This window comes from Pseudarthrobacter phenanthrenivorans Sphe3, assembly GCF_000189535.1.
Lineage (GTDB): Bacteria > Actinomycetota > Actinomycetes > Actinomycetales > Micrococcaceae > Arthrobacter > Arthrobacter phenanthrenivorans.
In genome coordinates this window covers 925,785-952,166 of sequence record NC_015145.1, presented here as the reverse complement: position 1 = coordinate 952,166, position 26,382 = coordinate 925,785, and the positions used below count along the sequence as shown (strand labels likewise).

The window sequence follows — 26,382 nt, the reverse complement described above, 5'->3', positions numbered from 1 at the left end:
TATACTTGCCGGATGATGATGTCGCTGTGGTTTGGCGTCATAGCATCCAGCGCATTGGTGGTGGGTGCCCTCATCGGCGTCCGCTTCGAACTTCCCAAGCGCCTCCTGGCCATGCTGCTGGCGTTCGCCGCCGGTTCGCTCATCACAGCCCTGGCCTTCGAACTCTTTGAGGACGCCTACGAACACGGCGGCATCATTCGTGCCGCAATCGGCCTGATGCTGGGGGCGGTGGTCTTCACCGTCCTGAGCGCCCTGCTGGACCGGTGGGCCCAAGCGGGAGACGCGAAACGAGCCAAGCCCGCGGACGAGTTCCAGGGCAGTGCCAAGCTGGACACCGATGCTGCCGCAGAGGACAAGCCTGCCACGCAGGCGTCCACGAGCGGAGCCGCCGGACTCGCGTTGCTGGCCGCCGTCACGCTGGACGGCGTCCCTGAGAACCTTGCCTTGGGCATCTCGCTGGGCGAAGGAACCGGAGGCCTGGCACTGCTCGCCGCCATCTTTGTTTCCAACTTTCCAGAAGCCCTCGTGGGCTCGGCCTCTATGCGGAGCCAGGGCAGGTCGGCGGGCAGCATCATTGGGCTCTGGCTCGGTTGCGCCGCCCTGTTGGTCATCGCCGTCGTTGTCGGCGCCGGGCCGCTGTCCGGCACCGACCCGGAAGCCATCTCGGTTCCGCTGGCCTTTGCGGCCGGAGCCGTCATCGCGTCCCTGGCGGACACGCTGATGCCGGAAGCCTACGAGCATGGGGGTCCGGCGGTGGCGCTCAGCACCGCCGCCGGATTCGTCCTGGCGTTCGTTCTGTCACTTGCCTGAGCGACCAGCGGAAGCCTGACGAACCCCAGGCAGCGGCTACTTACCCAGTCCCGCTTTCCGAAGAGCTTCGGCCATGGCCGTGTTCACGGGCGCAGGCTTCCTGGAAGGCGCGGGCGCCGACGGCGCCGCCGACGAATGCCCCGGCGAGGCCACATTGTTCCCGGGCTTGCCGCCCTGCTCCTTGCCGCGCCCCGGATTCCGGGAACTGTTCCCGCCCCGCCCCGAAGTCGCCCGGCCGGCAGTCGGCTCGTCGTCGAGCCGCAGCGTCAAGGAGATCCGCTTGCGGTCAGGGTCCGCCTCCAGCACCTTGACCCGTACCACCTGCCCGGACTTCACCACTTCCCGGGGATCGGAAACAAAACGGTTGGACATCGCGGAAACGTGGACCAGGCCATCCTGGTGCACGCCCACGTCCACGAACGCCCCGAACGCGGCGACGTTGGTCACCGTTCCTTCCAGCACCATTCCCGGCTTAAGGTCCGAAATCTTCTCGATCCCCTCAGAGAACGTTGCAGCAGCAAACGCAGGGCGCGGATCCCGGCCCGGTTTGTCCAGTTCGGACAGGATGTCCTGCACGGTGGGCAGGCCCACTGAATCGTCCACAAAATCCCGCGGGTCCAGGGACGAGGCCGGCGCGGAGCCGGCAGCAACCAGGATCTTCCGGGCAACGGCGTACGACTCCGGGTGGACACTGGAGGCGTCCAGCGGTTCCGCTCCCCCGGTGATGCGCAGGAACCCTGCGCACTGTTCGAACGCCTTCGCCCCAAGGCGCGGCACCTTCTTCAGGTCACTGCGCTTGGCGAACGGGCCGTGCTGGTTCCGGTAGGCCACGATGTTCTCACTCAAAAGGGGTCCGACGCCGGCCACGCGGCTGAGCAGGGCGGGTGAAGCGGTGTTGACGTCCACGCCGACGGCGTTCACGCAGTCCTCCACCACCGCGTCCAGGCTGCGGTCGAGTTTTGAGGCCGTAACGTCGTGCTGGTACTGACCGACGCCGATGGACTTCGGATCGATCTTGACCAGTTCGGCGAGCGGGTCCTGCAGCCGCCGGGCAATCGAGACGGCGCCGCGCAGCGACACGTCCATTCCCGGCAGTTCGGCGGCGGCCAGGGCGGACGCTGAATAGACCGAGGCCCCGGCTTCGGAAACCACCAGCTTCTGCGGCTTGCGGTCCACATCCGGCAGCAGCTTGATCAGCTCGGCCGCCAGCTTGTCCGTCTCCCGCGACGCGGTGCCGTTGCCGATGGCCACGAGTTCGACGGCGTGCTGCCGCGCCAGGCGCACCAGCGTGGCCAGTGCTTCATCCCATTTCCGGGCCGGCGCGTGCGGGTACACCGTGTCCGTGGCCACCACTTTTCCGGTCCCGTCGACCACTGCCACCTTAACGCCGGTCCGCAGTCCCGGGTCCAGTCCGAGCGTCGCCCTGTTCCCGGCGGGAGCGGCCAGCAGCACGTCGCGCAGGTTGGCAGCGAACACGCGGACGGCTTCGTCCTCCGCGGCGGCGAACATCCTGCCGCGGAGGTCTGCTGTCAGCCTGGCAAGCAGCCGGGAGCGCCACGCCACCTGGGCGGTCTGCACCAGCCAGGCGTCGGCGGGACGGCCGCGGTGGGCGACGCCGAGGCACTTTGCCACCGCGGACTCGTAGCGCGCGCGGGCGGCGGCCAGGGCGTCGTCGTCCGTTGGATCCGCTTCGGCAAGGTCAAGCTCAAGGACGCCGTCCTTCTCGCCGCGCAGCAATGCAAGGACGCGGTGGGATGGCATGCCGGCAGGCGCCTGGGCGAACTCGAAGTAGTCGGCAAATTTCTGCCCGTCCGACTCCTTGCCCTTCTTCACCCGCGACACCATGCGGCCCTGGGTCCACAGCCTCTCCCGGAGGGTGGCCGCGAGGTCCGGGTCCTGGCCCACCCGCTCCACCAGGATGGCGCGTGCGCCCGCGAGCGCGGCAGCGGGATCGCCGATGGAGTGATCGGCATTGAGGTATTTCGCTGCCTCGCGTTCCGGGTCCAGGTCCGGCCGTTTCAGCAGGGAATCGGCCAGCGGTTCAAGTCCGGCTTCCCGCGCGATCTGTGCCTTGGTGCGCCGCTTGGACTTGAAGGGCAGGTAGATGTCTTCGAGGCGTGATTTGGTGTCCGCGGCGAGGATGGCTTTCCTGAGCTCAGGCGTCAGCTGGCCCTGCGCCTCCACCGCTTCAAGGACGGCACCACGGCGGTCGGCAAGTTCGCGGAGGTAGCGGAGCCGCTCGTCCAGGTCACGCAGTTGCGCATCATCCAGTGTTCCCGTGGCTTCCTTGCGGTAGCGGGCAATGAACGGGACCGTTGACCCGCCGTCGAGCAGCTCTACGGCGGCCTTCACCTGCCAGGCTTTGACGCCCAGCTCTTCGGCGATCTGGGAGTAGATTGCGTCGTCCGGGTTGGATGCGGACGGGGCGGACGGACGGTGCGGCAGTTGGGTCACCAGAACATCTTGCCTTACGCCGTTCCGCTCCTCCACTGCCGGCGCCGGGCAAGGGTATTCCGCTACCGCCCGCAAAGTGCTGTAGTGGAGGTGCCGTCACAGGCGCCCAATGCTCGAGGAAGAGGCCACCATGAGGGAACTGCTTATCGTTTTTCAGGAGGGATTCGAGGAAGCCAATATCACCGTGACGGTCAATGGCAAACAGGCCCGGCGCGACCTGGGCGTCTCCACCAACCCGATTCTTGGCATCGCCAACGAGGTGTCCGTGGAGCTTCCGGCGAAAGGCGCGCAGGTGGGCGTGGAGGTGACGAACCGTGGCCTGAAGGCGATTACCAAGGTCAGCGGGAAGCCGAAAAGTATCCTGGTTTCCATCGAGGACGGCAGGCTGGTGATGACGGAAGGCACGGGCAGGGAGGCGGTGCTCTAATGGTCGTGAGCCGCCCGAAATCAGGTCTGGCTAAAGTCCATTCGGTGGAGTAGCATCTGATCACCGCCGGCTTCCCTCGGAACCCGGCGGGCCACTTTTCACACTGTGAGCCGGAGGTCGTCGGATGGCCTGCGGCGCTGCTGCCGGGACAGCACACCGCGCAGCAAAACGACGGCGGCACCCAGGCCGGGTGCCGCCGTCGTACCTTTTAAGCCGCTGCTAGTTCTGGTAGGCGGGGTAGTCCGTGTAACCCTTGGCGCCATCGGCGTAGAAGGTGGACGGGTCCGGCTCGTTGAGGGGAAGGCTGTCCTTCCAGCGCCGGGCAAGGTCAGGGTTGGCGATGGCAGGGCGGCCCACCACCACGGCGTCGGCAAGGCCGTCGGCTACCAGCGAAGCAGCCTCATCACGGGTGGTGACCACACCGAAGCCGGTGTTGACCAGGAAGGTCCCGCCAAACCGCGCACGCAGGTCCTGGACCAGCTCGCCCGAGGGATCGTGGTGCAGGATGCTGAGGTACGCAAGGTTGAGCGGGGCGATGCTGTCCACCAGCACCTCGTAGGTGGCACGGACGTCGGCGGCATCAGTTTCAGCGATGCCCTGGACGTTGTGCTCCGGTGAAATACGGATTCCAACGCGGTTGGCGCCCAGTGCTGCCACCACGGCGTTGACGGTCTCGATGACAAACCGGGCGCGGTTCTCGGGGGATCCGCCGTAGCTGTCGGTGCGCACGTTGGAGTTGGGTGCGAGGAACTCATGCAGCAGGTAACCGTTGGCGGAGTGCAGCTCAACCCCGTCGAACCCTGCCTCAATGGCGTTCAGGGATGCGTTGACGATCTCCTGGATCACCATGGGCAGCTCGTCCGTGGTGAGTGCATGCGGCACGGGATAGGGCTGCTTGCCCTGCGGGGTGCGGACGTCGCCTTCAATCGCAACGGCGCTGGGGGCCACCAGTTCCAGTCCCCCTGTGATGTCCGGATGCGATACCCGGCCGCCGTGCATGATCTGGGCAAACATCCGGCCACCTTCAGCGTGGACGGCGTCGGTGACCTTTTTCCAGCCTGCCACCTGCTTTTCGGTGATGATGCCGGGCTGGCCGGCGTAGGAGCGGCCTGCCTGGGCGGGGTAGGTTCCTTCGCTGACGATGAGGCCGAGGGTAGCGCGCTGGCGGTAGTGCTCGACGACGAGGGGGCCGGGTACCCCTTCCTCACCTGCGCGGAGCCTCGTCAAGGGTGCCATGACCAGGCGGTTGGGAAGCTCGAGTTCGCCGAGGGTGAGGGGGGAAAACAGCATGCGCGGTTCCTTTCGAAAGCTGAAGACTTACTGTCTTGGCCAACTAGGAAGCTCCTGCAACTATTCCTGCTGCGACGGGAATCACCTTCCGAAGCGGACCACCGCGGCGCGGGTGACCCAATTACCGCACTGCGCCCGGGCACCCCTGCCCCTGCGGGTTGGTGTTGCAGTCATCGGCGTAGTTCCGGGTAAGTGACCGCCAGACGCTGATGGTCTGCGCGGGAGCGGTGAACTGGCCCTGCCCTGGAATCGGCAACTGGGGTCCGGCGTTGACTGAGTACGTGCCCTGGAAGGAAGTAGTCAGAACCACCTGGAAGTCGCCCGTGGTGCCGTAGGCGTGGCTGGTCCGGGTTTCCTCGCCCCAGCGGTCCTGCGGCAGGGGTCCTCCCATAGAAGGCTGTGGCCCGAAAACGGTCCCGTCCCCGTAGTTCCACGTGTATTGGACCGGGGTGGCAACGATATGCACCTGCTGCCCGAACATGGTGACGTCGAACTGCTGCTCGACTGCCTGGGCATAGAAGTTGGTCTCCGCACCCCTGAGCGTGTGCGGGCTGGGCTGGGCCACCACGGTTCCGGCACTGACCGGCAGGCTCTGGAACTGCCGCTGGATGTCAGCGGCAATCCGGGGCAGGAGGTCCTCGGGTTTCGCATCGTAAAGGCACGTGGGGCCGGAGTGGTGGGCCCAGACAGCACCCGGTACGCCTCGAGGACGTGAGAGCCAGGTGACGGGAATACCGTCTTCACCGTCCGGCCCGTCCTTGCACTCAATTTGCCTTGCCAGGCAGGGGGTGTCGAAGTCTCCCCCACCAAGATGGCACTGAAGTTCGTACTTGTACTCGTTGGGATCAGTATTGACGGCGTCAGGATCCGCGCGCCTGAATTCGCCAGTGTCAGGGTGAGGTGCCCAGTTATCAGCTCCCATTCGAAGCCCAGTGTCTACAAAGCCCCCGCCAATCCGTGGTTTCGGCTCTGCCCCCTCTTCTGCTTCAACAGCCAAGAAAGACGTCGTCAGGAGCACCGCCGAGCAGGCGAGGGTTGAGAGGACCTTGCCTATGTAAACCATGGTTACCGAGTCAACCCGAGGTCGCTGACTACCCATCCCCCGTCGGCAAACTTCACCATCGCGACGCTTCCAGCGTTCGTTGCAGGTGTCTTCTCTTGATAGGGGCTTCCATCCTGATTATGGATGACAAGCTCTGTCTGCAGTACTTGAAGAACAACCTGTGTAGTGCCGTCGGTAGAGGGCTTTGCAGTTGCAACAGGAACCTCTATTTGGCCGCCGGTAATCCACTTGCTTTCAGCCCAAGCAGCTTCGATATCGTCAATGAGCCCTCGACAAAAAGAGCACTCGGGTTTGGAGAGCTCCGACAGTTCCGCAGTGTCACCGGTTTCGTAGGAGTAACTGAGCACACTGAACCAGTGCTTCGCGAACGCCTCTGCCCCTTCCTTCGTCTCCGTCTTCGCCACCTCGGGCAGCACCGGGACGGGGACGTTCTGGGCGGGGCCGGATGCGTCTGCCGGTTTGTAGACGGCGCTGGGGGTCGGCGTCGGGGTGGGCGTAGGACTGGCCGTGGCCGATGCGGTGGGCGGGGAGGATTCCGGGCCTGGGTCTGCAGGTGCGTTGCCGGCACAGGCGGAAAGCATGAATACCGCCGCCACACCGGCGGAAACAGCACCTAACTGTTTTGCCCAAGCCGAAAGGAGTTTGTGTGTTGTCATGGGCCGCTAATCCCCCAGTAGTTTCAAGACGGCTTGCTCCGGACAGTGCCTTAAGGGTAGCCCAGGTCACATTTCTGCGATCAAACTTATCCACAGCTGCCCGACCACGGTTTTACCACCGGCACCGGCCCGGAAAAAGTCACAAGGGAAGCCGGCGCCAAAGCACCGGCTTCCCTTGTGACAGACAGTCAAGAAACTACTTCTGCGGAGGAAGCACCAACTCCCCTGTCTTATCCGTCGACAAGGCGAGGGATGAGACATACTGCGGACCGCCGTCGGGAGCGTCCTTGGCCGAGCGGACCATGTCCGGACGCTCAAACTCAATGCCTGTCACATGGCACAGCAGCTTGGCATCACTCGGGTTGCCGTCGGCGTCGAACATGGGCAGGTCAATTCCGTCATCGGTGCGGCGGAGGTAATACCGGCCGCGCGTAGCCAGCGCCAGCAGCGGCGGGAGGACCAATGCCAGCCCCACCGCGAAGATCGGCGAGAACGGCTGGATGGCGGATCCAAAGGCGCCGAAGAACACGGCAATGGAGATCCCCGCAGAAGCGAGCATCGAGACGAAGCCCACCGGGTTGACGGCGTACAGCATGCCGCGCCTGAATTCGGGCACCTTGGGCGAAATCTTCAGCAGGTACTTGTTGATGGCAATATCGGACGCCACCGTGACAACCCAGGCCATGGCGCAGTTGGCGTAGAACCCGAGGATGGTGTTGAGGAAGTCGAACATGTTGGCTTCCATCAGGACCAGGGCGATGGCCAGGTTGACCACCACGAACACCATCCGTCCGGGGTAGGTCTTGGTGATCCGCGTGAACGAGTTGGTCCAGGCCAGCGACCCCGAGTAGGCGTTGGTGACGTTGATCTTGATCTGCGAAATGACCACCAGCACCACGGCCAGCGTCATGGCCAGCCAGGCCGGCATCATTTCGCGGTAGACGCCCAGGAACTGGTGCACCGGCTCGTTGGCGGTGGCGGAGGCAGCCGGATCCAAAGTAGCGATCAGGTAGATGGCGATGAAGAGGCCGACGATCTGCTTGATGGCGCCGAAGATCACCCAGCCGGGCCCGGCGAGGATCACTGCCCGCCACCACGCACCCCTATTGGCCTCGGTGCGGGGCGGCATGAAGCGCAGGTAGTCGATCTGTTCGGCAATCTGGGCCATCAGGGACAGGCACACGCCGGCGGCCAGCATCACGGAAGCAAGGTTGGGCCCGCCGTCGCCCGATTGCCCGGTGTAGGCGAAGAAGGTGTTGATGCTCTCCGGGTGCGAAACCAGCAGGTAGCCCACCGGGACCACCATTAGGAGCAGCCACAGCGGGGTGGTCCACACCTGCAGCTTGGCCAGCGTGTTCATCCCGTAGATCACCAGCGGAATGATGATCACGGTGGATGCGGCGTACCCCAGCCACTGCGGGATCCCCAGGCCCACTTCCAGGCCCTGGGCCATGATGGAGCCTTCCAGGGCGAAGAAGATGAACGTGAACGTGGCAAAGATGACGTTGGTGACCACCGAGCCGTAGTAGCCGAAGCCGGAGCCGCGGGTGATCAGGTCCAGGTCGATGTTGTACCTGGCAGCGTAGTAGGCCAGCGGGAAGCCGGTGGCGAAAATGATGACAGCGGCCACCAGGATGCCGAAGATGGCGTTGACCGTTCCGTAGGCGATGCCGATGTTCGCACCGATGGAGAAGTCAGCCAAGTAGGCGATGCCGCCCAGCGCACTGGTGGCCACCACGCCCGCGCTCCACTTCCGGTAGGAGCGCGGCGCGAACCGGAGGGTGTAATCCTCGAGGCTTTCCTTGGTGGCGTTGAGTGCAGCGGCGTTGCCGGCTGCTGTGGTTGCCGCGGAACTTCCGACGACGGCGGCGCCAGGTGGTGCCGCCGGTTCCAGCAGTTGCGTTGTGTCTTTGTCGATGGCCATGTGATTGCGTCGCTTTCGTCCGGGAGGGGGTCTGAGGCGACGCTATCCAGCCAGATCGACGCTCCGGTCACAGCGTTGTTTCCGGGGTGTTAAGCCTTGACCAGTCCTGTAAACAAATGTCGGGGTGGGCCTTTGTTGTCCCTCCACAAAAAACGCTGGCCCTCGCCGACTTACGGTCAAAAGGAGAATTCCGCCGAACAAAAGGACAACCATGACAAATCATGCATTCCGGGAATATCCCATCCTCCAGACCGCCCGGCAGCAGGTCCTGGAACAGGGCATCGGCCTCACGGAAGCCCAACTGGTGGAGGTCCTCCGCCTGCCCGATAACGCCGTGCCTGCCGCCCTGGACTTGGCGCACCAGGTCCGCCTGGAGCACTGCGGCGAGGACGTTGAGGTGGAGGGCATCATCTCCATCAAGACCGGCGGCTGCCCTGAAGACTGCCACTTTTGCAGCCAGTCCGGGCTCTTTGACAGCCCGGTCCGCGGCGTCTGGCTGGACATCCCGGAGCTGGTCAAGGCCGCCAAGGAAACCGCCGCCACAGGGGCCACCGAGTTCTGCATCGTCGCTGCCGTCCGCGGGCCCGACATAAAGCTCATGAACCAGATCAAGTTCGCCATCGACCGCATCAACGAGGAGGTGGACATCAACATCGCCTGCTCCCTGGGTATGCTCACCCGGCAGCAGGTGGACCAGCTCGCCAGCTGGGGCGTGCACCGCTACAACCACAACCTGGAAACCGCACGCAGCTACTTCCCCGAGGTGGTGACCACCCACACCTACGAGGAGCGGCTGGAAACCTGCGCCATGGTCAAGGAAGCGGGAATGGAGCTATGCTGCGGTGCCCTGATCGGCATGGGCGAGACACTTGAGCAAAGGGCCGAACTGGCGGCCCAGCTCGCCGCCCTGGAACCGCACGAAGTCCCCCTGAACTTCCTCAATCCCCGGCCCGGAACCCCTCTGGAAAACCAGGAGATCATGGACGGCAAGGACGCCCTCCGCGCCATCGCAGCGTTCCGGCTGGCCATGCCCCGCACCGTCCTGCGCTACGCCGGCGGCCGCGAACTCACCCTTGGCGACCTGGGCACCCGCGACGGGCTCCTGGGCGGCATCAACGCCGTCATCGTGGGCAATTACCTCACCACCTTGGGCCGGCCTGCCGACGCTGACCTCAACCTCTTGGTGGACCTCAACATGCCCATCAAAGAACTCCAGAAGAGCCTGTGATCCCCAATCGCTCAATTGCTGATGCCTTCTGCGGCCTCTGCGGAGATCCGCAGGAAGGAGAGCCGCAGGAAGGTGATCCGCAGGAAAAGGAAACGTCCGACGGCGGGACCCCGCCGCCGTGGAACGTCCGGCAGGCAGGCGGTACTTCAGGCGACATCGACGCGCATGGCGCGTGCAGGGCGCGGTTGCAACTGGAGCCGCCCCGGTATTGCCCCCAGTGCGGACGCCGGCTCAAGGTGCAGGTCACGCCGCATTCCTGGCAGGCAAGCTGCTCGCGCCATGGCGCGACCAGGTCCTGAAGATGCAGAATTAAGCGCAACCGCTGGCGCATTTCTACATTGGGTAGAAGAATGGCTTCATGATGTTTGAACACGCAGATGGACAACCTGTACTGGAACTCGACGATGAGCAGTCCTGGCGCCTTCTGGAGGGCACCAAGCACGGCCGGCTGGTGGTCTCCGTGGCCGGAGAACCGGACATTTTCCCGGTCAACTACGTCACTTCCAACCGGAAGATCTACCTGAGGACGGCCCCGGGCAACAAGCTGGCCCAGCTGACCATCAACTCCACTGTGCTCTTCGAAACGGACGGAATCCTCTCCGAAGAGGCCTGGTCCGTGGTGTTGCGGGGGAAAGCGCGGGTGATCAGCAACTCGGCCGAACTTGAGGCCGTGGAGCAGCTGGGCCTGAAAACGTGGGTGCCGACGCTGAAGGATTTCTACGTCGAAATCGAGCCCACCTCTGTCAGCGGCCGCCACTTCCAGTTCGGGGAACAGCCGGAACGGGACATCTAGGACCCTCCTAGACTGGAAGCATGGCGGACAAGCTCTCCCCGGAGCGGCGCAGTTGGAACATGTCCCGGATCCGGGGCAAGAACACCAAGCCTGAGCTGGTGGTGCGCCGGCTCCTCCATGCCCTCGGGTACCGGTACCGGCTCCACGGCACGTCCGGCAGCGGCCGCCTGCCGGGCAACCCGGACCTGGTGTTCGCGGGGCGCCGGAAGGTCATTTTCGTGAACGGATGCTTCTGGCATTTCCATGACTGCCGGGTGGGGCAGCACGCACCCCAGGCCAACGCCGAATTCTGGGCGGCCAAGCGCACCCGTACCCGCGAGCGGGATGCCAATCAGCGTCGCCTGCTCACCGAGGCAGGCTGGGACGTCCTGACCGTTTGGGAGTGTAAGCTCAAGGACAGTTCGGCCCTGGAATTTGAGCTGGTGCGATTCCTGGAGAACACCCACTGAGCTGGTCGATTCAAGTGAGCCCAGGGGCGGCGAAAAACCGCAGTCTCATCAAGAAACCCACAATAATCCTTCCGAATCCTTTTGCCCGAAAGCAACACACCTAACCTGAAGTGACACCAGCGACCCACATAAGCGCACACTTCCAGGAATGGACTGCATTCGCCGAAAGGACCCCCATGAGCGCCGAAGATGACGTCCCCCGGCCCTTGGTGGACCAGTCCGTACTGGACCGGCTTCGGGAGGAACTGGCCGAGGACGAAGGCTACTGCAGGGTTTTCGTGGGGAACTTCATCGAGTACCTGCCGCACCGCATAGGGCGCCTCCGCCTGGCCCTGACCACTGGGGACCTGGAGGGTTCAGTGGACGCGGTCCTGAGCCTGAAGACCTCCAGCCAGATGGTGGGCGCCGAGCGGCTGGCGAGCCTGGCCATGGATCTGGAGGGCGAAATCCGGACCGAAGCCCGCGAGGCGGACGTGGCGGTAGTCCTTCCACAGCTGGCTGCCACCTTCCTGCGGACCATCAACTACTGCAGCCGGCAGACGATGCACCGGCTGCAGTCTCAGTGTTCCCCTGGTGCCAGGCGGTAGCCGACGCCGCGGACCGTCTGCAGCCAGCGCGGCTTCTGCGGCGAATCCCCCAGCTTCTTGCGCAGGTTCCCCATATGTACCTCGACGGAACGTTCGTCTGCCTCGCTGATGTAACTGCCGACGTCGTAATCCTCGTCGCGCAGCCGGCGGACCAGATCGGATTTGGTCCGGACAGTGCGGCCCGCTTCCAGGAGGGCGTGCAGGAGTTCGAACTCGGTTCGGGTGAGGTTCATTTCCTTGCCGTCCACAACCACGGTCCGGGACGAGTAACTCAACTCCAGGCCGTTGTGGCTGTAGTTCCCGCGCTCGGGATGGGCTGCTCCGGCCTCTGCGGATGGCTCTGCCGCGGGCGCTTCGGCGGGATCGGTAACGGATCGGGGCCGGCGCATCATGGCGGCAATCCGCGCGCGGAGCTCCCTGGGCCGGAACGGCTTGGTGAGGTAGTCATCAGCCCCGGATTCCAGGCCGATCAGGGTGTCCAGTTCCTCCGTGCGCGCCGTGAGCATCACGATGTACGCATCCGAAAATTCGCGGATCTGGCGGGAAACCTCAAAGCCGTCGATGTCCGGCAGGCCGAGGTCCAGGGTGATGACGTCGGGATTGAGGTTCTTGGCAATCAGGACGCCCTCAGCTCCGCTGCTGGCCACGCTGACATCGAAACCTGCCTGGGACAGCACCGTTCGTACCAATTCCCGGATGTCGTGGTCATCCTCGATGACCAGTCCAACTCGTGCATCACTCATAGCGCCCCCTCAGCAGCCAACGTCAGAAGTATAGCTGGCTGCCGATATCCTGCTGGTATGGCTCCGCACCACCGCTCCCACACGTCACCGCACCATGGCTGATCCGGCAACCTGGTCATCGGGCAGGCTGCGGTTTTTCAAGCGTCCGTTTCATGAGTACCGGCTGACAGACCGGGTGGCACTGAGCCAGATGCCGCTGTTTGTCACCACGCTGCTGACCGTGTTCCTTGTCCTGGCCTTTTTCCCCGGCACCATGAACAACCCGTTCTTCGCCACGTTCGTCATCTCCCAGCTCGCCATCATGGCCCTCTGCTACCTGGTGCCCTGGGACCGCCTGCCCTACACGAGCTTCCTGGCAATTCCGCTCCTGGACTTCATCTCCATCGGGGTTGGCAGGGAGGGCGGGCAGGACAGCCTGCTTGGCATCAGCCTCCTTGCCGTCTTCCCGGTGATTTGGTTGTGCGCCTCCGGGTACTACCCGCGGGCAGCGTTATGGCTTTCATTCCTGGGCCCGCTTGCCATCATCTGGGTCCCGCTGCTGCTGAAAGGGAACCTCACGCCCCAGGACCTGGCGCGTTCACTCCTGCTCCCGGTGATGATGCTTGGCATCGGCGTGTCCGTAAGCGTCCTTACCCACAGCATGATGCGGCAGCAGCGCGAACTTGAGGAGAAGGATGAGCTGCTGCAGGCCAGCCTGCGTGCAAGCCAGCGGCAGGAGTCACTGCTGAACACAGTCCTGGACACTGTGCACCTGGGCGTCCTGGCCGTGGATGCGGGCGGCCACGACATCCTGATGAACCGCAAGCAGCGGGCCAACCACGAACTTGCCCGCCCGCGTGACATTGCCGATCCCAACGAGTCCCAGCTGCTGGTGTTCGGCCCGGACCGGAAGACGCCCGTTCCGGTGGAGGAGCGCCCGGTCCGCCGGGCCGTCCTGGGTGAAACCTTCACCGACTACCTGGTATGGCTGGGTTCCGGAAGCGGCCAGCGGGCCGTGGTGACCACCGCCCGGGCCATGACCGACGACGACGGCGCGTTCGCGGGTTCAGTCATCGCCTTCAGCGATGTGACAGACCTGGTGAATGCCCTGGCCGCGAAGGACGACTTCGTCTCCAGCGTCTCCCACGAGTTCCGGACCCCGCTGACCTCCATCCTGGGCTACGTGGAAATCCTCCTCGCGGACGAGCCGGACGAATCGCAACGCGACATGCTCGAGATCATTCGCAGGAACTCTGAACGCCTTCTGACCCTGGTTTCGGACCTCCTCGCCAGCCGCAACGGCCAGCTGATCGTCACGCCCCAGACAGTGGACGTCGCAGAGCTGGTACGGTCCAGTGTCTCTTCGGCGCAGCCGCGTGCCGCGGCGGCCGGACTGGTGCTGAAAGCAGATACCCCGGACCGCCTCGAGGCCCATGTGGACGGAGCCAGGATCTCCCAGGTCCTGGACAATTTGGTGTCCAACGCCATCAAATACTCTCCCGGCGGCGGCCGGGTGCTGGTCACGCTGGCACAGGAGGACGGGCACCTTGAGTGCCGGGTGACCGACACCGGCATGGGAATGAGCCCCGAGGACGCATCCGAGGTGTTCGCCAAGTTCTTCCGTGCCAGCACCGTCCGGCGTACCGCGATCCCCGGCGTGGGACTGGGCCTGCCCATCAGCAAGGCGATCATCGACGCCCACGGCGGAACCATCGCCGTTCACAGCACCCTGGGCGAGGGAACCACGTTTACGTTCCGGGTGCCGGTCTAGCGGCCCTTACAACCTCGCCCCAGGATTGCCGGGCCAGCTCGCGGATCGCTCCAAGGATTTCCGACGGCGGCCGGGACAGGTCCACGGGAAACTCCACAATGTCGATATCGGTGTTGAGGATACGGCGGAGTTTCATCTCGCCGGACCCCGCGTAGACAAGCCAGGCGGTGGGAACAGCCAGCGCCGTGCAGTGGGCGAGCATTTGGTAGTGGTCTGCGGTCAGGGAGGCGCCGGGATCGGCCGCCGCCTTGTACTTGGTGTTGTAAACCACCACCGGCCGCCCGCCGAGCAGGTGAACGGCGTCGGGGCGCACCGAAAGCCTGTCCGCATCGTTCACGGCCTCGCTCAGGAGTGCGTTGTACTGGAGCCGGAGCTCCCCCGGATATTCGGCCATCGCTTCACGCAGCGCCGTGCCCACGAAGTCCTCGAAAACCTGCTCCATGTCCACCACGAATGAGGCAGTCTGCTGGCTGCCTTCGCCGGCTTCGGCCGAGGCGTTGCGCAGGATGAGCTCAGCCAGGCGCAGGACGGCGTGGTAGCGGACGTTCATCCGGGTGGCTTGCCACGGCGGCAGCGGCGCGCCGGCTGGAAGGCAAGTGACGGCGTCGAGCTTTCCCTTGAGCTGGCGCAGCCGGGCCAGCACCTCCGGCCGCACGCGCGGAACCTGGCCCATCCGTTCCAGCGCAGCCCGCAGGATCCGGTTCTCGGCGATGTCCTCGGTGAACTCGTCATAGGACACCTCCAGGGGCACCAGCATGCCCGGCCGCCGGGAGATCTGGTCCGAGATCCGGATCCTGCCCTTGACCGTCCGCAATGATTCATCCACCGTGAGGTAGCCCTGCAACACGCCGCGCCCCAGCGCCCGTTCGGCCAGCTGTGCCAGCGATTCAGCCAGCGCACCCCACAGCTCCCGGTCCTCCGAGGCGGCCACGGAATCGGGGCGGAACCCCTGCTCGCCGGCGTAGCCCAGCAGGAACAGGAGCCGGCTGAGACCCAAGCGGTCCTTGGGACGGACGTCCAACTGCACGGTGGAGGTCCGCACCGACCCCACTTTGCCTGCCGGCTCAATGCGGTACAGGCCCAGGCCCAGCGGCGAGACCTTGGCGAGGCCGCTGGAGTTCAGGAACGAGGCGCTGGCAGGGTCCAGCCGTTCCACGATGCCGCGGGACAGCTCATCCAGCACCAGGTGCCGGACGCGGCCTCTCGGGTCAGCGCCCTGCAAGGCGTCCCAGCAGCTGGTCCAACCCGAAGCGCTCCTCCAGCTGCGCCCGGGTGAGCTGGCCGTGGTAATGCTCCTCCAGCAGCGGCATAAGCTCGTACTTCCAGATCCGCCGCAGCCCGGCGGGAGTCTGCGCGGCGGGCTTCATGAAGTAGGACGGCCCGATCATCAGGTCGCGGTCCCACTCGTCGATCGCTGCGTTCAGGGCATCCAGCAGCAGGGCGGGGGTGGCGTCCAGCTGCCGGGCCTGCAGGAACCGCAGCAGCGAACCCTTCACAGGTTCCGTCTGCGGGTGCAGCTCGATGAAGGAGAACCGGCGCCGGATGGCTGCGTCCATCATGGCGATGGAGCGGTCGGCAGTGTTCATGGTGCCGATGATGTAGAGGTTGTCCGGCAGCGTGAACGGCTCGTTGGGGCTGTACTGGAGGTAGATCCGGTCGTCCCGGTATTCCAGCAGGAAGTACAGCTCGCCGAACACCTTGGCCAGGTTGGCGCGGTTCATCTCGTCAATGATGAGGAAGTACGGCTTCTTCTCGTTGCCGGGCTTGGCGGCCTCTTCCGCCAGGCGGCGCAACGGTCCGGCCACCAGTTTGAAGGACACCTGGCCGTCGTCCGTCTTGTCCGGCCGGTAGCCCTCGAAGAAGTCCTCGTAGGCGTAGGAGGGGTGGAACTGGACCAGTTTGACCCGCTCGTCCGTGGTGTCGTCCGCTAGCTCGGCGGCCAGGTGCTTGGCCAGGTAGGTCTTCCCGGTGCCCGGCGGCCCGTACAGGACCAGCTGCCGGTTCTCCTCCAGCAGCTCGGCGATCTCCTGGAGCGGTTCCAGGTCCATATGCAGCGAGTCCGCGAACTCGCGCGTCAACGGGCGGAAGCCCTCCTGGACGGGAGGTACGACGGCGGCCGCTTCAGCGTCGCCGTCGGGCTCGGTTTCCGCCTCGGGAGGGAGCAGTGCCTGCAGGGCCTGCAGCACACGCGTCACATCCACCACGATGCCGGCGGTGGCCAGCTGCCGCTGGACGTGCCGGGGCAGGCTTGCGGTGGCGTGGCCTTCGTCGAACCAGCGCACCTTGCGGCGCAGCCGCCGGTTGTCGTCGTTGTAGTCCGGTTCGCCCAGCACCCCGCCCAGGCGGACCGTTCCGGCGTGCTGGTACAGCACCAGGTCGCCGGGCTTCATGACGGTGAGGAAGGCAAAGACTGCCGTCTTGGTGTCCTCGCGCTCCACATACCCGAGGTGCTTGTAGTCCTCGTCCACGGCGTGCTGCACCAGCCCTGCCGTCACGCCCGGGTCGAGCAGGCGGAGGTGCTCGACGTCGAGCGTCACCTTCTCCTCGGCCTGCCACGCGGTGAGGAGCTCGGTGTTGTCGCCGTGGGTCCGCAGCAGCCAGGCACGGTGGCCCGGGTCGCCCACTTTGCGCCACTGGCTGACGAGTTGCCGGGCGTACCAGTCGATGCGCTGGCCGGCCTGCTCATCCAAGTGGAGCCGGATGCGGTGGATGTCCGCGGTGATGTCCTCTTCGCTGTCGCCCTTCGCACCGCCCACCAGGGAGGCGAAGGCGTCCCTGATCTCCTGCCGTTCCACGTCCGCCACCACTGGCTCGAAGTAGCTGGGCCAGGCGAGGAACTCGATGCTGCGGCGGATGGCAGGCTGGTCATCCGGTGCGGCAGCGGCAAGCCGGTGGAATTCCAGCGGATCCTGGAGGGCTGCCGTGATGGCGGCGGTGGGCTGCTGGTCCACATGCTGCACGAACCGGCACAGCCATTTCAGGTGGTCCCAGATGGTCCAGTTGAACTCCGCCGTGCGGTCCCTGATGACGCCGTGGTCTGTCATGCCCTGATACAGCTCTTCGGGCAGCTCCAGCGGAGGCTCAAGCCAGGACGCGGCCTCGGCAACGCGGGCACGCTTGACCTTCAGCGACTTCACCTCGTGGGCCAGCGGCAGTGACTGCAGGAAGAGCAGCTCGACGGCAAGCTGCTTCGCTTCGCGGGACGCGCCGTCCAGGTTCTGCCGCAGGTTGGTCATCATGGGAGCCTTGGGGTCCGGCGTCCCCCGTTCCAGTCTCTCCAGCAGCTCGGCCGCCGCCTCCGATGTCCAGGTCTGGGTCCGTCCGTCCAGCGCTGAGGGCTTCCCCAGCAGGCCCGGACCGAGCACGAACCACGCCGCATCCTCGATCTCCCGTGAGATGCCGAGGGCGCGGGTCATGGCAGCAGTGGAGGCGGGGGTCATGCATTCAAATTTACAGGGTCAAGCTGGATGGCCGCTCAACGGCCATCCAGCTTGGCCCGCCCGGCTCCCTATTTGGCTCCGGCTCCCCGCTTCCGGCCGAAGGTGAAGTAGCCCACGGGACCGACGAAGTTGATAAAGGATGCGGCGCGCCAGGCAGCCTTGGGCCCGTTAATGAGGGCGGCCGGGCGCTTGGAGATGTCACGCTGTGCTGCCACCAGCAGCGATACCTGGACGATGCCTACCAGGATGGTGCCGATCTTGGAAGACGTGGACATCTCTTTCCAGGTCTTCTTCTTCCTGGCGACGCGGGTTTTGTTCTTGGCCATCTGGCTTTCCCTTTCATGTTGGTGGTGGTTCCAGTCCAGTATGTCCGGCCGGTCCTGTACAGGGGCTTAGTGCCTGTACGGGGCCAGCCGGTCCTTTTGAATGGGCGTGAGCCGCTGGACCCTGCCAGTGGCTTCGTCCACGAACGCCAGGTGGCTGCTGGCTTTGACGCAGGCCTCCCCCGTAACCGGGTCCTGGACCAGGTAGTGGATGTCAAAGCTGGCGCCCTTTACTGCACCGATCCAGACCTGGACCACGGCGGGCACGTTGCGGTACTCCAGGGTGCGCACGTAGCGGATTTTGTGGTCCACCACCAGCGCCATGGTGCCGTCCGGCACGTCGTTGAACAGGGAGACGTGCGGTTCGATGCCGGGCAGACCCGCGCCCCTAGGCGGGCCGAAGGCAGCGATGCGGGCTTCCTCCAGCATGCGGACAATTTGGACGTTGTTGATGTGCCCATAGGCGTCCATGTCTCCCCAGCGCATGGGGACCAGCACCTCGATGCTCCGGCCCCCGTGGGCGCTCAACTGTGCACCGCCGTCGAATCATCCACTGGCACTTCCCCGGCATCGGCTCCGGCGAACTGGGACATGTACAGGCGGTGGTACGCGCCCCCGGCAGCCAGGAGCACCTTGTGGTTGCCCTGCTCCACGATCTTGCCGTTTTCCATCACCAGGATGGTATCTGCGTCACGGATGGTGGACAGCCGGTGGGCAATGACAAAGCTGGTGCGGTCCGTCCGGAGCGCTGCCATGGCCTTCTGCACCAGCAGTTCGGTACGGGTGTCAACGGAACTGGTGGCCTCATCGAGGATCAGCAGTGAAGGGTTGGCCACGAACGCGCGGGCAATGGTGATCAGCTGCTTTTCGCCGGCGCTGACGTTGTTGCCTTCCTCGTCGATCACGGTGTTGTAGCCGTCCGGCAGGGCGCGCACAAAGCGGTCCACGAATGTGGCCTTTGCCGCCGCCATCACCTGGTCCTCGGTGGCGTCCAGGTTGCCGTAGCGGATGTTCTCATAGATGGAACCGCCGAACAGCCAGGCATCCTGCAGCACCATGCCCACCTTGGACCGCAGCTCGGACCGGCTGAGGTGGGTGATGTCCACGCCGTCCAGCAGGATGGAGCCCGAGTTGAGCTCGTAGAACCTCATGACCAGGTTCACCAGGGTGGTCTTCCCCGCACCGGTGGGCCCCACGATGGCCACGGTGTTCCCGGGCTCCGCCGTAAAGGAGAGGTTCTCGATGAGCTCCTTGTCCTCGGTGTAGCTGAAGGTGACGTTCTTGAACTCCACGTGGCCGTCGGTCTTGGCCGGCAGGTGTTCCGTAGCGGTTTCGGCGTCCTGTTCGTCTGCATCCAGGAATTCGAAAACGCGCTCGGCCGAGGCCACGCCGGACTGCAGCATGTTGGCCATGCCGGCCATCTGGCCCAGCGGCTGGGTGAACTCCCGGGAGTACTGGATGAAGGCGGTGGCGTCGCCCAGGGACATGGACCCCGAGGCCACACGGAGTCCGCCCACCACAGCGATGCCCACGTAGCTGAGGTAGGACACGAACTGCATCACCGGGTAGATGATGCCGGAAACAAACTGCGCCCCGAAGCTGGCCTTGTAGAGGGCCTCGTTGCGTTCTTCGAACCGCTCCAGCATGTCCGCGTCCCGGCCGAAAACGCGCACCAGATCGTGGCCGGAGAATGACTCCTCGATCTGCCCGTTCAGCGCCCCGGTATTCTTCCACTGCGCCGCAAAGAGTTTCTGGCTGCGGACTCCGATCAGGCCGGCCGCCACCCCGGAGAGCGGAAGGGCAACAAGCGCGATCAGGGCCAGCTGCCAGGACACGATGAACATCATGATCACGATGCCGATGACGGTCAGCAGCGAATTGATCAGCTGGGCGAAGGCCTGCTGGAGCGCCTGCTGGATGTTGTCGACGTCGTTCGTCACCCGCGATAGCACGTCGCCGCGCTGGCGGGTGTCAAAGTAGTTCAGCGGGAGCCGGTTCAGCTTCTTCTCGGTGTCGTCGCGGAGGCGGCGGATCACCTTCATTACGATCCGGTTGAGCACGTAGCCCTGCAGCCACAGGAAGATGTTGGCCACGAAATACATGAGCAGGACCACCGCAATGAGCATGGTGAGCCTGTCAAAGTTGATGCCCGTGCCGGGCACCAGCTCCATCCGGGTCACCATGTCCGCGAAGTTGTCCTGGCCCTGTTGCCGCAGCCCGTCCACGAACTGTTCCTTGCTGACGCCCGGGGGCAGTTGCTTGCCTACCACGCCGGCGAAGATCACGTCCATGGCCTGGCCCAGGATCTTGGGGGCGATGACGTTCAGGACCACGGCCACCACCACCATGGCCACCACCACATAGATGCCCAGGGCTTCGGGCTTCAGCAACCCCATCAGCCGTTTGGCTGAGGGCCAGAAGTGCTCGGCCTTCTTGGCCGGCATCCCGCCGAACATGTCCCCGTCGGCTTCGGAGGGGGTGTATTCCTCCTCGACGAAGTCGTCGTCCTGCAGGACCTCCGCGTCCTCGGCGGGAGAACCGGCGGCCCGTCCTGGCGTTTCCTGGATGGACGTGGAGTCCTTCTTGCGGGGGCTCATGCCATTTCCTCCACGCTGAGCTGCGACTCAACGATTTCCTGGTAGGTGGGTGACGTTTCCAGCAGTTCCTCATGGGTTCCGCGGTCCACGATCCGGCCGTTGTCCAAGACCAGGATCTGGTCGGCGTCGGTAATGGTGGAGATCCGCTGGGCCACGATGATCACGGTGGCGTCCGCTGTGATGCCCTTCAGCGCAGCACGCAGCCGGGCATCCGTGGCGACGTCCAGGGCAGAGAAAGAGTCGTCAAAAAGGTAGACGCGGGGTTTGGTTACCAGCGCGCGGGCGATGCACAGGCGTTGGCGCTGGCCGCCGGAGACGTTGGTACCGCCCTGGGAGATCCGCGAATCCAGTCCGTTCTTCTTGGCCCGGACGAACTCATCGCCCTGGGCCACGCGCAGGGCTTCCCACAACTCCTGGTCCGTGGCTTCGGTCTTTCCGAACCGGAGGTTGTGCTCGATGGTGCCGGAGAAGAGGTAGGGCCGCTGGGGCACAAGTGCCACCCGCCGGGTGATGTCCGCGCGGTCCATCCTGCTGACCGGGACGCCGTCCAGCAGCACCTCCCCCTCGGCGGGGTCGTAGAGCCGTGGGAGGAGGGACAGGAGGGATGTCTTGCCCGCACCTGTGGAACCAATGATCGCGATGGTCTGGCCGGGACGCGCCGTGAAGCTGATATTGCTCAGCACGGGCGCCTCCGCACCAGGGTAGGCGAAGCTGACGTTGCGGTATTCCACCACCCCGCTCAAAGTGCCGGGGGCCTCCGGACGTTCGGGATCGTGGATGGAGGGTTCGACGGCGAGCACCTCGCCGATGCGGTCCGCGCACACCGAGGCACGGGGAATCATCATGGCCATGAACGTGCCCATCATGACCGCGATGAGGATCTGGAGCAGGTACTGGAGGAAGGCCGTGAGGGCGCCCACCTGCATCTCACCGGCGTCCACCCGCTGCCCGCCGAACCACAGCACGGCCGCTGTGGACAGGTGGAGGATCATGCTGATGGCAGGGAACATCAGGACAAACAGGGCACCGATCTTCAGCGAAACGTCTGTCAGTTCCTTGTTGGCCTCACCGAAGCGGTCCGTTTCATACGGCTCCCGGACGAAGGCGCGGACCACCCTGATGCCGATAATTTGTTCGCGCAGCACAGCGTTGATGCGGTCGATCTTCTTCTGCATGGAGCGGAAGAGAGGCATGAGCCGGACCACCAGGTAGCCCACCACGACGGTCAGGAGAGGCACGGAAACCCAGACCAGCCAGGAGAGGTTGAGGTCCTCACGGAGCGCCATGATGATGCCGCCCACACACATGATGGGGGTGGCCACCATGAAGTTCAGGCCCATCAGCACGAGCATCTGGACCTGCTGCACATCGTTGGTGCCGCGGGTTATGAGTGTTGGGGCGCCGAAGGCGTTGACGTCCTTGGCGGAAAAGCTGGTGACCTTGCGGAATACCCCTCGCCGCAGGTCGCGTCCCATGGCCATGGCCGTCCGGGACCCGAAGTAGACGCCGGCGATGGCGGTCCCCACCTGGATGAAGGCAACCAGCAACATCACGGCGCCGGTCCGCCAAATGAAGTCCGTGTCCCCGCGGGCCACCCCCTCGTCGATGATCCGGGCATTCAGGCTGGGCAGATACAGAGCCGCGATGGTGGACGCCAGCTGGAACACGATGACGGCCACGATGTATGGCATATACGGCCTGGAAAACCGCCGTATGAGGGTAAGGAGCATGCCCGCGGGTCCTTCGGGTAGGTCGAGGATGGGTTCGCAAAATACGAGGCTTAAGTAGTAGCAGCCGGGGCTGACATCCTTAGCCTTCCCACTCTACGAAACTCCTCCCCGGGGTGAAACAAGCGCCACGAAAGATCATCCGTGGGGATTACCTCCGCTCACCTGCCCGCGGAGGCGAACGCCGCCGTCGTGCTTTCCTGCTCCCGTTCCTGCTCGGGAGCCGGCTGGATGTCCACCGTCCGGCGCAGCGGCTTCTCCTTGATGAACAGCACTGACACCAGGGCCACCACGGCCACGGCGGCGGAGATCAGGAACACTTCGGCTGTGGCGTCACCGTAAGCGGCACGCATGACCTCCCGCACCGGTTCGGGCATGTGTGCAAGATCCATGCTGGAACCTGCCGACCCGCCCTGCACAGGGATGCCGGCCGCGGCCAGTCCCTGAGTGGCCAGCGCACTGACCCGGTTGGCAAGGACCGCGCCCAGGACGGACACGCCGATGGCGCCGCCCACCGACCGGAAGAACGCCACGGAAGCACTGGCCGTACCGATGTCCCCGGCCCGCACTGTGTTCTGCACTGCCAGGACAAGGTTCTGCATCAGCATGCCGAGGCCCAGGCCCAGGACGGCAGTGAAAACTCCGGCATGCCAGAGCTCAGTGGTGTGGTCCATGGTTCCGGCCAGGCCCAGTCCGCCGATCAGCAGGATGGAGCCGGCAACCAGGTAGCCCTTCCACTTTCCCGTGCGGCTGATCAGCAACCCGGACGCCACCGAACCGGCAAGGTTTCCGGCGATCATCGGCAGGGTGAGGAGCCCGGCTTCGGTGGGGGTGGCGCCGCGGGCCACCTGGAAGTACTGGCCCAGGAACGTGGAGGAACCGAACATCGCAATGCCCACGGCCACGGAGGCGAGGATGGCCAGGGCCGTGGTGCGTTCGGAGATGATCTTGAGCGGGATGATGGGCTGCTCCACCTTGGATTCCACCAGGACCAGCAGGGCCAACAGGATGACACCGCCGCCCACCATGAGGGCGGACTGCCAGGAGATCCAGTCGTAGTAGGCGGGGTTGCCGGCGAAGGAGACCCAGACCAGCAGGAGGCTCACGCCCGAGGTCAGCAGGACGGAGCCCAGCCAGTCGATCTTGGCGGGCCGCCGAACGTGGCTGATCTTGAGGGTGATCTGCAGCAGGATGAGGGCGACGACGGCGAGCGGCACGCAGACGAAGAAGGTCCAGCGCCAGCCGAGGGGGCTGTCCACGATGAAGCCGCCGAGCAGCGGCCCGCCGGCAGTGCCGACTGCCATGACAGCGCCCATGTAGCCGGAGTATTTTCCGCGGTTCCGGGGCGGGATCATGGTGCCGATGATGGCCTGCGACAGTGCCGTGAGCCCGCCCATGGCCACACCTTGGATCACGCGGGCACCCAGCAGCAGCGGGATGGTCTCGGACAACCCCGCAAGGACGGACCCTGCGACGAAGATGATGATGCTGAGCTGGACCAGGACCTTCTTGTTGAACAGGTCTGCCAACTTGCCCCAGATGGGGGTGGTGGCGGCGTTGGCCAGCAGCGCGGCGGTGATTACCCAGGCAAAGTCGGTCTGCGTCCCGTGGAGGTCGGACATGATGGTGGGCAGGGCGTTTGCCACGATGGTGCTGCTCAGGATCGCGGTGAAGAACGCGGCCAGGAGCCCGGTAAGGGCTTCCATGATCTGGCGGTGGGACATTTCGGGCGGAGTGCCTGCTGGGGCGCCGGCTGATGTGGCGGGGGCGGCAGTTCTTGCCATAGGTCTGCTCCTAAGCGGTGGTTGTGATGGTGCCGGCCGCCGTTGCCCGGGCTGAGGACTTCAGTGATTCGGTGAGCTTGTGCAGGATCGCCGCAGTGTTGCCGGCGTCCTCCTCACTCCAGTCGCGCAGGTACTCCTGCAGGACTGCTGAGCGCTGCTCCTCGATGCGGCGAAGCTTTGCGGCTCCCAAGGGCGTGAGGGCAACCAGCTGGGCGCGGCCGTCGTCGGGATCCTGCCTGCGGGCCACCAGGCCGTGCTCTTCCAGGTCCGCGATATGGCGGCTGAGGACCGGCGCACTGACACCCAACCGCTCCGCCAGCCGGGTCGCCCGGGTCTCCCCCTCCCCCACGAACCGCAGGACGCCCTGCAGCGCGACGCCGGCCTCCTGCCCCCGGGCGCTTGCGGTGGCGATGCACCGCACTGCCCGGTGAAGGTCGAAGATTTGATGGACGAGTTCTGCCGCCGTATCCGGTGCTACTGCCATGGTTCAAGGCACTCCCTACTTGTTTGCCTGAAGCAACTATATCCTAATTTGGTTACCTTAGGAAACTAACGCTTGGAGGTGGCACAACAAAAGGGGCCCCGGCTCCGATGAGCCGGGACCCCTTGCCGACCAGCAGGCCGGGTGCAACAGGTAATTACGCGGGCAAGTGTGTGGGCGCGAACATCTTCAGCAGCGTCTCCACCACGACGACGTTGGGCCCTTCCGCGGCGAAGCCAGCCTTCAGCGCCTCCCCCACGTCCTCCGGCGCCACCTTCGCAGCCGGCACGCCAAAAGCTTCTGCAAGTTTGACGAAGTCAGGCCGTGCAAGTTCCGTGGCCGTGGCCTTGCCAAAGGCGCCCACCATGTATTCGCGCAGGATGCCGTAGCCGCCGTCGTCCACTATCAGCCATGTCACCGGCACGTTGTGCTGTTTGGCGGTGGCAAGCTCCGCGATGGAGTACATGGAGGAGCCGTCACCCGAGACCGCGAGCACCCGGCCGGGTTTGCCAAGGGTTTCCAGCCCCACGGCCGCCCCGATGGCTGCCGGGAAGCCATAGCCCAGGCCGCCGGCGCCCTGGGCCGAATGGAACTGGCCCTCGCGGGCGTCCCAGCAGGACCATCCCCAGTAGGCGGCGATGGTCATGTCCCAGAAGGTTTGCATGTCCGCCGGCACTGCCTCGCGGATATCCGCCATGAACTTCAGTTCCTTGCCCAGGTCCTGGGATTCCAGGCGGGCGCGGACCTTGGCAAGGGATTCCTTAACCAGGCCCTCCGGCGACTGTCCGTGCCAGTCCGGCGTGGCTTCGGCAGGGACGGCAGCCAGGGCTTCGTCCAGGGCTGCGAGCGCCTGGCCCGCGTCGGCGCGGATTCCCAGGCCGGGGCGGTTGGATTCGAGGACCCGGGGCTCGGCGTCAATCTGGATGATCCGACCGCGGGGCTCGAACGTGAAGTAGTTGGACGTGACCTCACCAAGGGAGGAGCCGATGACCACCAGGACATCCGCATCCTCCAGAAGGTCCGTCATGTACCGGTCCTCGATCCACGACTGCAGGGAGAGCTCGTGGGTCCAGGGGAAGGCCCCATTGCCGCCGGGCGTGCAGATCACCGGTGCCCGCAGCTTCTCGGCGATGGACAGCAGCGACTTCTCCGCCCGGCCCCGCCGCGTCCCGCCGCCGGCAATGATCGCGGGACGTTTCGCTGCCTGCAGCCACTTTACGGCTTCGCGGACCAGCTCCACGCGCGGGGGGTTGTCCGCGGCTTCCGCCAGCGCATCCTCCACCGGCGGGACCATGATCGGGTCGAGCAGCACGTTCTGCGGAATCTCGAGCCACACAGGTCCCTGCGGTGAAGAGATTGCCTCAGTCCAGGCGTCCTGGATGGCGGACGGGATGCCCGAGGCATGCTGGATCAGCCGCTGGCTCTTGGTGACGTTCGCGGCCGAGGCCTTCTGGTCATCGAGCTGGTGCAGCATGCCCTTGCGCCGGGCGCCCAGGCCCTCGAGCGGGATCTGGCTGGCGACAACCACCATGGGAACCCCGGTGGCGTAGGCCTCCTGGAGCCCCGCCAGCGACGTCAGCGCCCCGGGGCCGGTGGAGAGGAAGAGGACGCCGACCTCCCCGGTGGCCCGGGAGTAACCGTCCGCCGCGAAGGCGGAGTTGTTCTCCACCCGCGAGGACACGAACTGCAGGTTGCCGCGGCCCATGGCGTCAAAGAGACCAAGGGCGTGCTGGCCGGGGATGCCAAAAACCGTCTTTGCCCCCAGCGCTTCGAGGGTCTCGACGACGAGGTCCCCGCCGTTGCGGGCGCCCGTGCCCTTATTCGGGGCTGCTGTCCCCGGATCGAAATCGATCATC

Annotated in this window: 23 protein-coding genes; 8 read left to right on the top strand and 15 right to left on the bottom strand. The window is 65.1% G+C overall.

Translation table 11 applies throughout. The annotated features are described in order from the left end of the window. Positions 1-12: 12 nt before the first annotated feature. On the top strand, positions 13-810 hold the full coding sequence (locus tag ASPHE3_RS04475) for a ZIP family metal transporter (RefSeq protein ID WP_041651975.1): 798 nt from the start codon (positions 13-15) through the stop codon (positions 808-810). A gap of 36 nt (positions 811-846) precedes the next feature. On the opposite strand, the gene ASPHE3_RS04470 is transcribed toward ASPHE3_RS04475, so the two are convergent. Next, positions 847-3,264 carry a Tex family protein gene (locus ASPHE3_RS04470; RefSeq protein ID WP_013600039.1) on the bottom strand — a complete coding sequence of 806 codons (2,418 nt, stop codon included), beginning with the start codon at positions 3,262-3,264 and terminating at the stop codon, positions 847-849. A 109-nt stretch (positions 3,265-3,373) separates the two neighbouring features. On the opposite strand from ASPHE3_RS04470, the gene ASPHE3_RS04465 reads away from it, so the two are divergent. Then, entirely contained in the window at positions 3,374-3,691 is a 318-nt protein-coding gene (locus ASPHE3_RS04465; RefSeq protein WP_013600038.1) for a hypothetical protein, read from the top strand. Between the two features lie 219 nt (positions 3,692-3,910). Here the strand turns inward: ASPHE3_RS04465 and ASPHE3_RS04460 are convergent, their stop codons facing one another. The 4 genes from ASPHE3_RS04460 to ASPHE3_RS04445 form a co-directional block, all read right to left on the bottom strand. Then, on the bottom strand, positions 3,911-4,981 hold the full coding sequence (locus ASPHE3_RS04460; protein WP_013600037.1) for an alkene reductase: 1,071 nt from the start codon (positions 4,979-4,981) through the stop codon (positions 3,911-3,913). Between the two features lie 121 nt (positions 4,982-5,102). Next, complete coding sequence (locus tag ASPHE3_RS04455; RefSeq protein WP_013600036.1) at positions 5,103-5,903, bottom strand: hypothetical protein; 801 nt, start codon at positions 5,901-5,903, stop codon at positions 5,103-5,105. A gap of 143 nt (positions 5,904-6,046) precedes the next feature. Next, positions 6,047-6,700 carry a DUF6318 family protein gene (locus tag ASPHE3_RS04450; RefSeq protein WP_013600035.1) on the bottom strand — a complete coding sequence of 218 codons (654 nt, stop codon included), beginning with the start codon at positions 6,698-6,700 and terminating at the stop codon, positions 6,047-6,049. Positions 6,701-6,896: 196 nt separating this feature from the next. Next, positions 6,897-8,624 (bottom strand): purine-cytosine permease family protein, encoded by a 1,728-nt coding sequence (locus ASPHE3_RS04445; protein WP_013600034.1) that lies wholly within the window; start codon positions 8,622-8,624, stop codon positions 6,897-6,899. 211 nt (positions 8,625-8,835) lie between these two features. Here ASPHE3_RS04445 and bioB point away from each other — a divergent pair, with 211 nt between their 5' ends. The 5 genes from bioB (at position 8,836) to ASPHE3_RS04425 (ending at position 11,681) form a co-directional block, all read left to right on the top strand. Next, complete coding sequence (gene bioB, locus ASPHE3_RS04440; protein ID WP_013600033.1) at positions 8,836-9,852, top strand: biotin synthase BioB; 1,017 nt, start codon at positions 8,836-8,838, stop codon at positions 9,850-9,852. Further along, positions 9,849-10,151 carry a biotin synthase auxiliary protein BsaP gene (gene bsaP, locus ASPHE3_RS22990; RefSeq protein ID WP_013600032.1) on the top strand — a complete coding sequence of 101 codons (303 nt, stop codon included), beginning with the start codon at positions 9,849-9,851 and terminating at the stop codon, positions 10,149-10,151. Before bioB ends, bsaP begins: the two co-directional genes overlap by 4 nt. Before the next feature lie 59 nt (positions 10,152-10,210). Continuing rightward, on the top strand, positions 10,211-10,645 hold the full coding sequence (locus tag ASPHE3_RS04435) for a pyridoxamine 5'-phosphate oxidase family protein (RefSeq protein ID WP_013600031.1): 435 nt from the start codon (positions 10,211-10,213) through the stop codon (positions 10,643-10,645). A 20-nt stretch (positions 10,646-10,665) separates the two neighbouring features. Continuing rightward, positions 10,666-11,094: a very short patch repair endonuclease gene (locus tag ASPHE3_RS04430; protein WP_013600030.1), complete on the top strand. Its 429-nt coding sequence runs from the start codon at positions 10,666-10,668 to the stop codon at positions 11,092-11,094. 176 nt (positions 11,095-11,270) lie between these two features. Continuing rightward, positions 11,271-11,681 (top strand): Hpt domain-containing protein, encoded by a 411-nt coding sequence (locus ASPHE3_RS04425; RefSeq protein ID WP_013600029.1) that lies wholly within the window; start codon positions 11,271-11,273, stop codon positions 11,679-11,681. Here ASPHE3_RS04425 and ASPHE3_RS04420 read toward each other — a convergent pair. Beyond that, positions 11,654-12,424 carry a response regulator transcription factor gene (locus ASPHE3_RS04420; protein ID WP_013600028.1) on the bottom strand — a complete coding sequence of 257 codons (771 nt, stop codon included), beginning with the start codon at positions 12,422-12,424 and terminating at the stop codon, positions 11,654-11,656. The two genes, ASPHE3_RS04425 and ASPHE3_RS04420, sit on opposite strands and share 28 nt — an antisense overlap. 94 nt (positions 12,425-12,518) lie before the next feature. Here ASPHE3_RS04420 and ASPHE3_RS04415 point away from each other — a divergent pair, with 94 nt between their 5' ends. After that, positions 12,519-14,174, top strand: a complete 1,656-nt coding sequence (locus ASPHE3_RS04415; RefSeq protein ID WP_013600027.1) for a sensor histidine kinase — start codon at positions 12,519-12,521, stop codon at positions 14,172-14,174. On the opposite strand, the gene ASPHE3_RS04410 is transcribed toward ASPHE3_RS04415, so the two are convergent. From ASPHE3_RS04410 to ASPHE3_RS04370, 9 genes are all read right to left on the bottom strand, one after another. Further along, entirely contained in the window at positions 14,152-15,396 is a 1,245-nt protein-coding gene (locus ASPHE3_RS04410) for an McrC family protein (protein WP_254362979.1), read from the bottom strand. The genes ASPHE3_RS04415 and ASPHE3_RS04410 overlap by 23 nt on opposite strands. Beyond that, the gene (locus ASPHE3_RS04405) at positions 15,383-17,614 is read right to left on the bottom strand and encodes an McrB family protein (protein ID WP_041651974.1); all 2,232 of its coding nucleotides are present in this window, start codon (positions 17,612-17,614) and stop codon (positions 15,383-15,385) included. Before ASPHE3_RS04405 ends, ASPHE3_RS04410 begins: the two co-directional genes overlap by 14 nt. Before the next feature lie 68 nt (positions 17,615-17,682). After that, positions 17,683-17,940 carry a membrane protein gene (locus ASPHE3_RS04400; RefSeq protein ID WP_013600024.1) on the bottom strand — a complete coding sequence of 86 codons (258 nt, stop codon included), beginning with the start codon at positions 17,938-17,940 and terminating at the stop codon, positions 17,683-17,685. A gap of 66 nt (positions 17,941-18,006) precedes the next feature. Next, positions 18,007-18,423: an acyl-CoA thioesterase gene (locus tag ASPHE3_RS04395; protein WP_041652554.1), complete on the bottom strand. Its 417-nt coding sequence runs from the start codon at positions 18,421-18,423 to the stop codon at positions 18,007-18,009. Positions 18,424-18,461: 38 nt separating this feature from the next. Next, positions 18,462-20,534, bottom strand: a complete 2,073-nt coding sequence (locus ASPHE3_RS04390) for an ABC transporter ATP-binding protein (protein WP_013600022.1) — start codon at positions 20,532-20,534, stop codon at positions 18,462-18,464. Then, positions 20,531-22,264 (bottom strand): ABC transporter ATP-binding protein, encoded by a 1,734-nt coding sequence (locus ASPHE3_RS04385; RefSeq protein WP_013600021.1) that lies wholly within the window; start codon positions 22,262-22,264, stop codon positions 20,531-20,533. Before ASPHE3_RS04385 ends, ASPHE3_RS04390 begins: the two co-directional genes overlap by 4 nt. A 158-nt stretch (positions 22,265-22,422) precedes the next feature. Further along, a complete protein-coding gene (locus ASPHE3_RS04380; RefSeq protein WP_041651973.1) occupies positions 22,423-24,045 on the bottom strand; it encodes an MFS transporter in 1,623 nt (540 codons plus the stop codon). Positions 24,046-24,055: 10 nt separating this feature from the next. Next, positions 24,056-24,529: a MarR family winged helix-turn-helix transcriptional regulator gene (locus ASPHE3_RS04375; RefSeq protein WP_013600019.1), complete on the bottom strand. Its 474-nt coding sequence runs from the start codon at positions 24,527-24,529 to the stop codon at positions 24,056-24,058. A gap of 154 nt (positions 24,530-24,683) precedes the next feature. Continuing rightward, positions 24,684-26,381, bottom strand: a complete 1,698-nt coding sequence (locus ASPHE3_RS04370) for a thiamine pyrophosphate-binding protein (protein WP_013600018.1) — start codon at positions 26,379-26,381, stop codon at positions 24,684-24,686. Between the last annotated feature and the right edge of the window lies 1 nt (position 26,382).

Coding starts and splice junctions, on each gene's coding strand:
- ASPHE3_RS04395 (WP_041652554.1), bottom strand. CDS start 18,423: ATGCGCTGGGGAGACATGGACGCCTATGGGCACATCAACAACGTCCAA.
- ASPHE3_RS04420 (WP_013600028.1), bottom strand. CDS start 12,424: ATGAGTGATGCACGAGTTGGACTGGTCATCGAGGATGACCACGACATC.
- ASPHE3_RS04465 (WP_013600038.1), top strand. CDS start 3,374: ATGCTCGAGGAAGAGGCCACCATGAGGGAACTGCTTATCGTTTTTCAG.
- ASPHE3_RS04415 (WP_013600027.1), top strand. CDS start 12,519: ATGGCTGATCCGGCAACCTGGTCATCGGGCAGGCTGCGGTTTTTCAAG.
- ASPHE3_RS04405 (WP_041651974.1), bottom strand. CDS start 17,614: ATGACCCCCGCCTCCACTGCTGCCATGACCCGCGCCCTCGGCATCTCA.
- ASPHE3_RS04475 (WP_041651975.1), top strand. CDS start 13: ATGATGATGTCGCTGTGGTTTGGCGTCATAGCATCCAGCGCATTGGTG.
- ASPHE3_RS04445 (WP_013600034.1), bottom strand. CDS start 8,624: ATGGCCATCGACAAAGACACAACGCAACTGCTGGAACCGGCGGCACCA.
- ASPHE3_RS04390 (WP_013600022.1), bottom strand. CDS start 20,534: ATGAGCCCCCGCAAGAAGGACTCCACGTCCATCCAGGAAACGCCAGGA.
- ASPHE3_RS04400 (WP_013600024.1), bottom strand. CDS start 17,940: ATGGCCAAGAACAAAACCCGCGTCGCCAGGAAGAAGAAGACCTGGAAA.
- ASPHE3_RS04385 (WP_013600021.1), bottom strand. CDS start 22,264: ATGCTCCTTACCCTCATACGGCGGTTTTCCAGGCCGTATATGCCATAC.
- ASPHE3_RS04450 (WP_013600035.1), bottom strand. CDS start 6,700: ATGACAACACACAAACTCCTTTCGGCTTGGGCAAAACAGTTAGGTGCT.
- ASPHE3_RS04430 (WP_013600030.1), top strand. CDS start 10,666: ATGGCGGACAAGCTCTCCCCGGAGCGGCGCAGTTGGAACATGTCCCGG.
- ASPHE3_RS04380 (WP_041651973.1), bottom strand. CDS start 24,045: ATGGCAAGAACTGCCGCCCCCGCCACATCAGCCGGCGCCCCAGCAGGC.
- ASPHE3_RS04370 (WP_013600018.1), bottom strand. CDS start 26,381: ATGATCGATTTCGATCCGGGGACAGCAGCCCCGAATAAGGGCACGGGC.
- bioB (WP_013600033.1), top strand. CDS start 8,836: ATGACAAATCATGCATTCCGGGAATATCCCATCCTCCAGACCGCCCGG.
- ASPHE3_RS04375 (WP_013600019.1), bottom strand. CDS start 24,529: ATGGCAGTAGCACCGGATACGGCGGCAGAACTCGTCCATCAAATCTTC.
- ASPHE3_RS04460 (WP_013600037.1), bottom strand. CDS start 4,981: ATGCTGTTTTCCCCCCTCACCCTCGGCGAACTCGAGCTTCCCAACCGC.
- ASPHE3_RS04435 (WP_013600031.1), top strand. CDS start 10,211: ATGATGTTTGAACACGCAGATGGACAACCTGTACTGGAACTCGACGAT.
- ASPHE3_RS04455 (WP_013600036.1), bottom strand. CDS start 5,903: ATGGGAGCTGATAACTGGGCACCTCACCCTGACACTGGCGAATTCAGG.
- ASPHE3_RS04425 (WP_013600029.1), top strand. CDS start 11,271: ATGAGCGCCGAAGATGACGTCCCCCGGCCCTTGGTGGACCAGTCCGTA.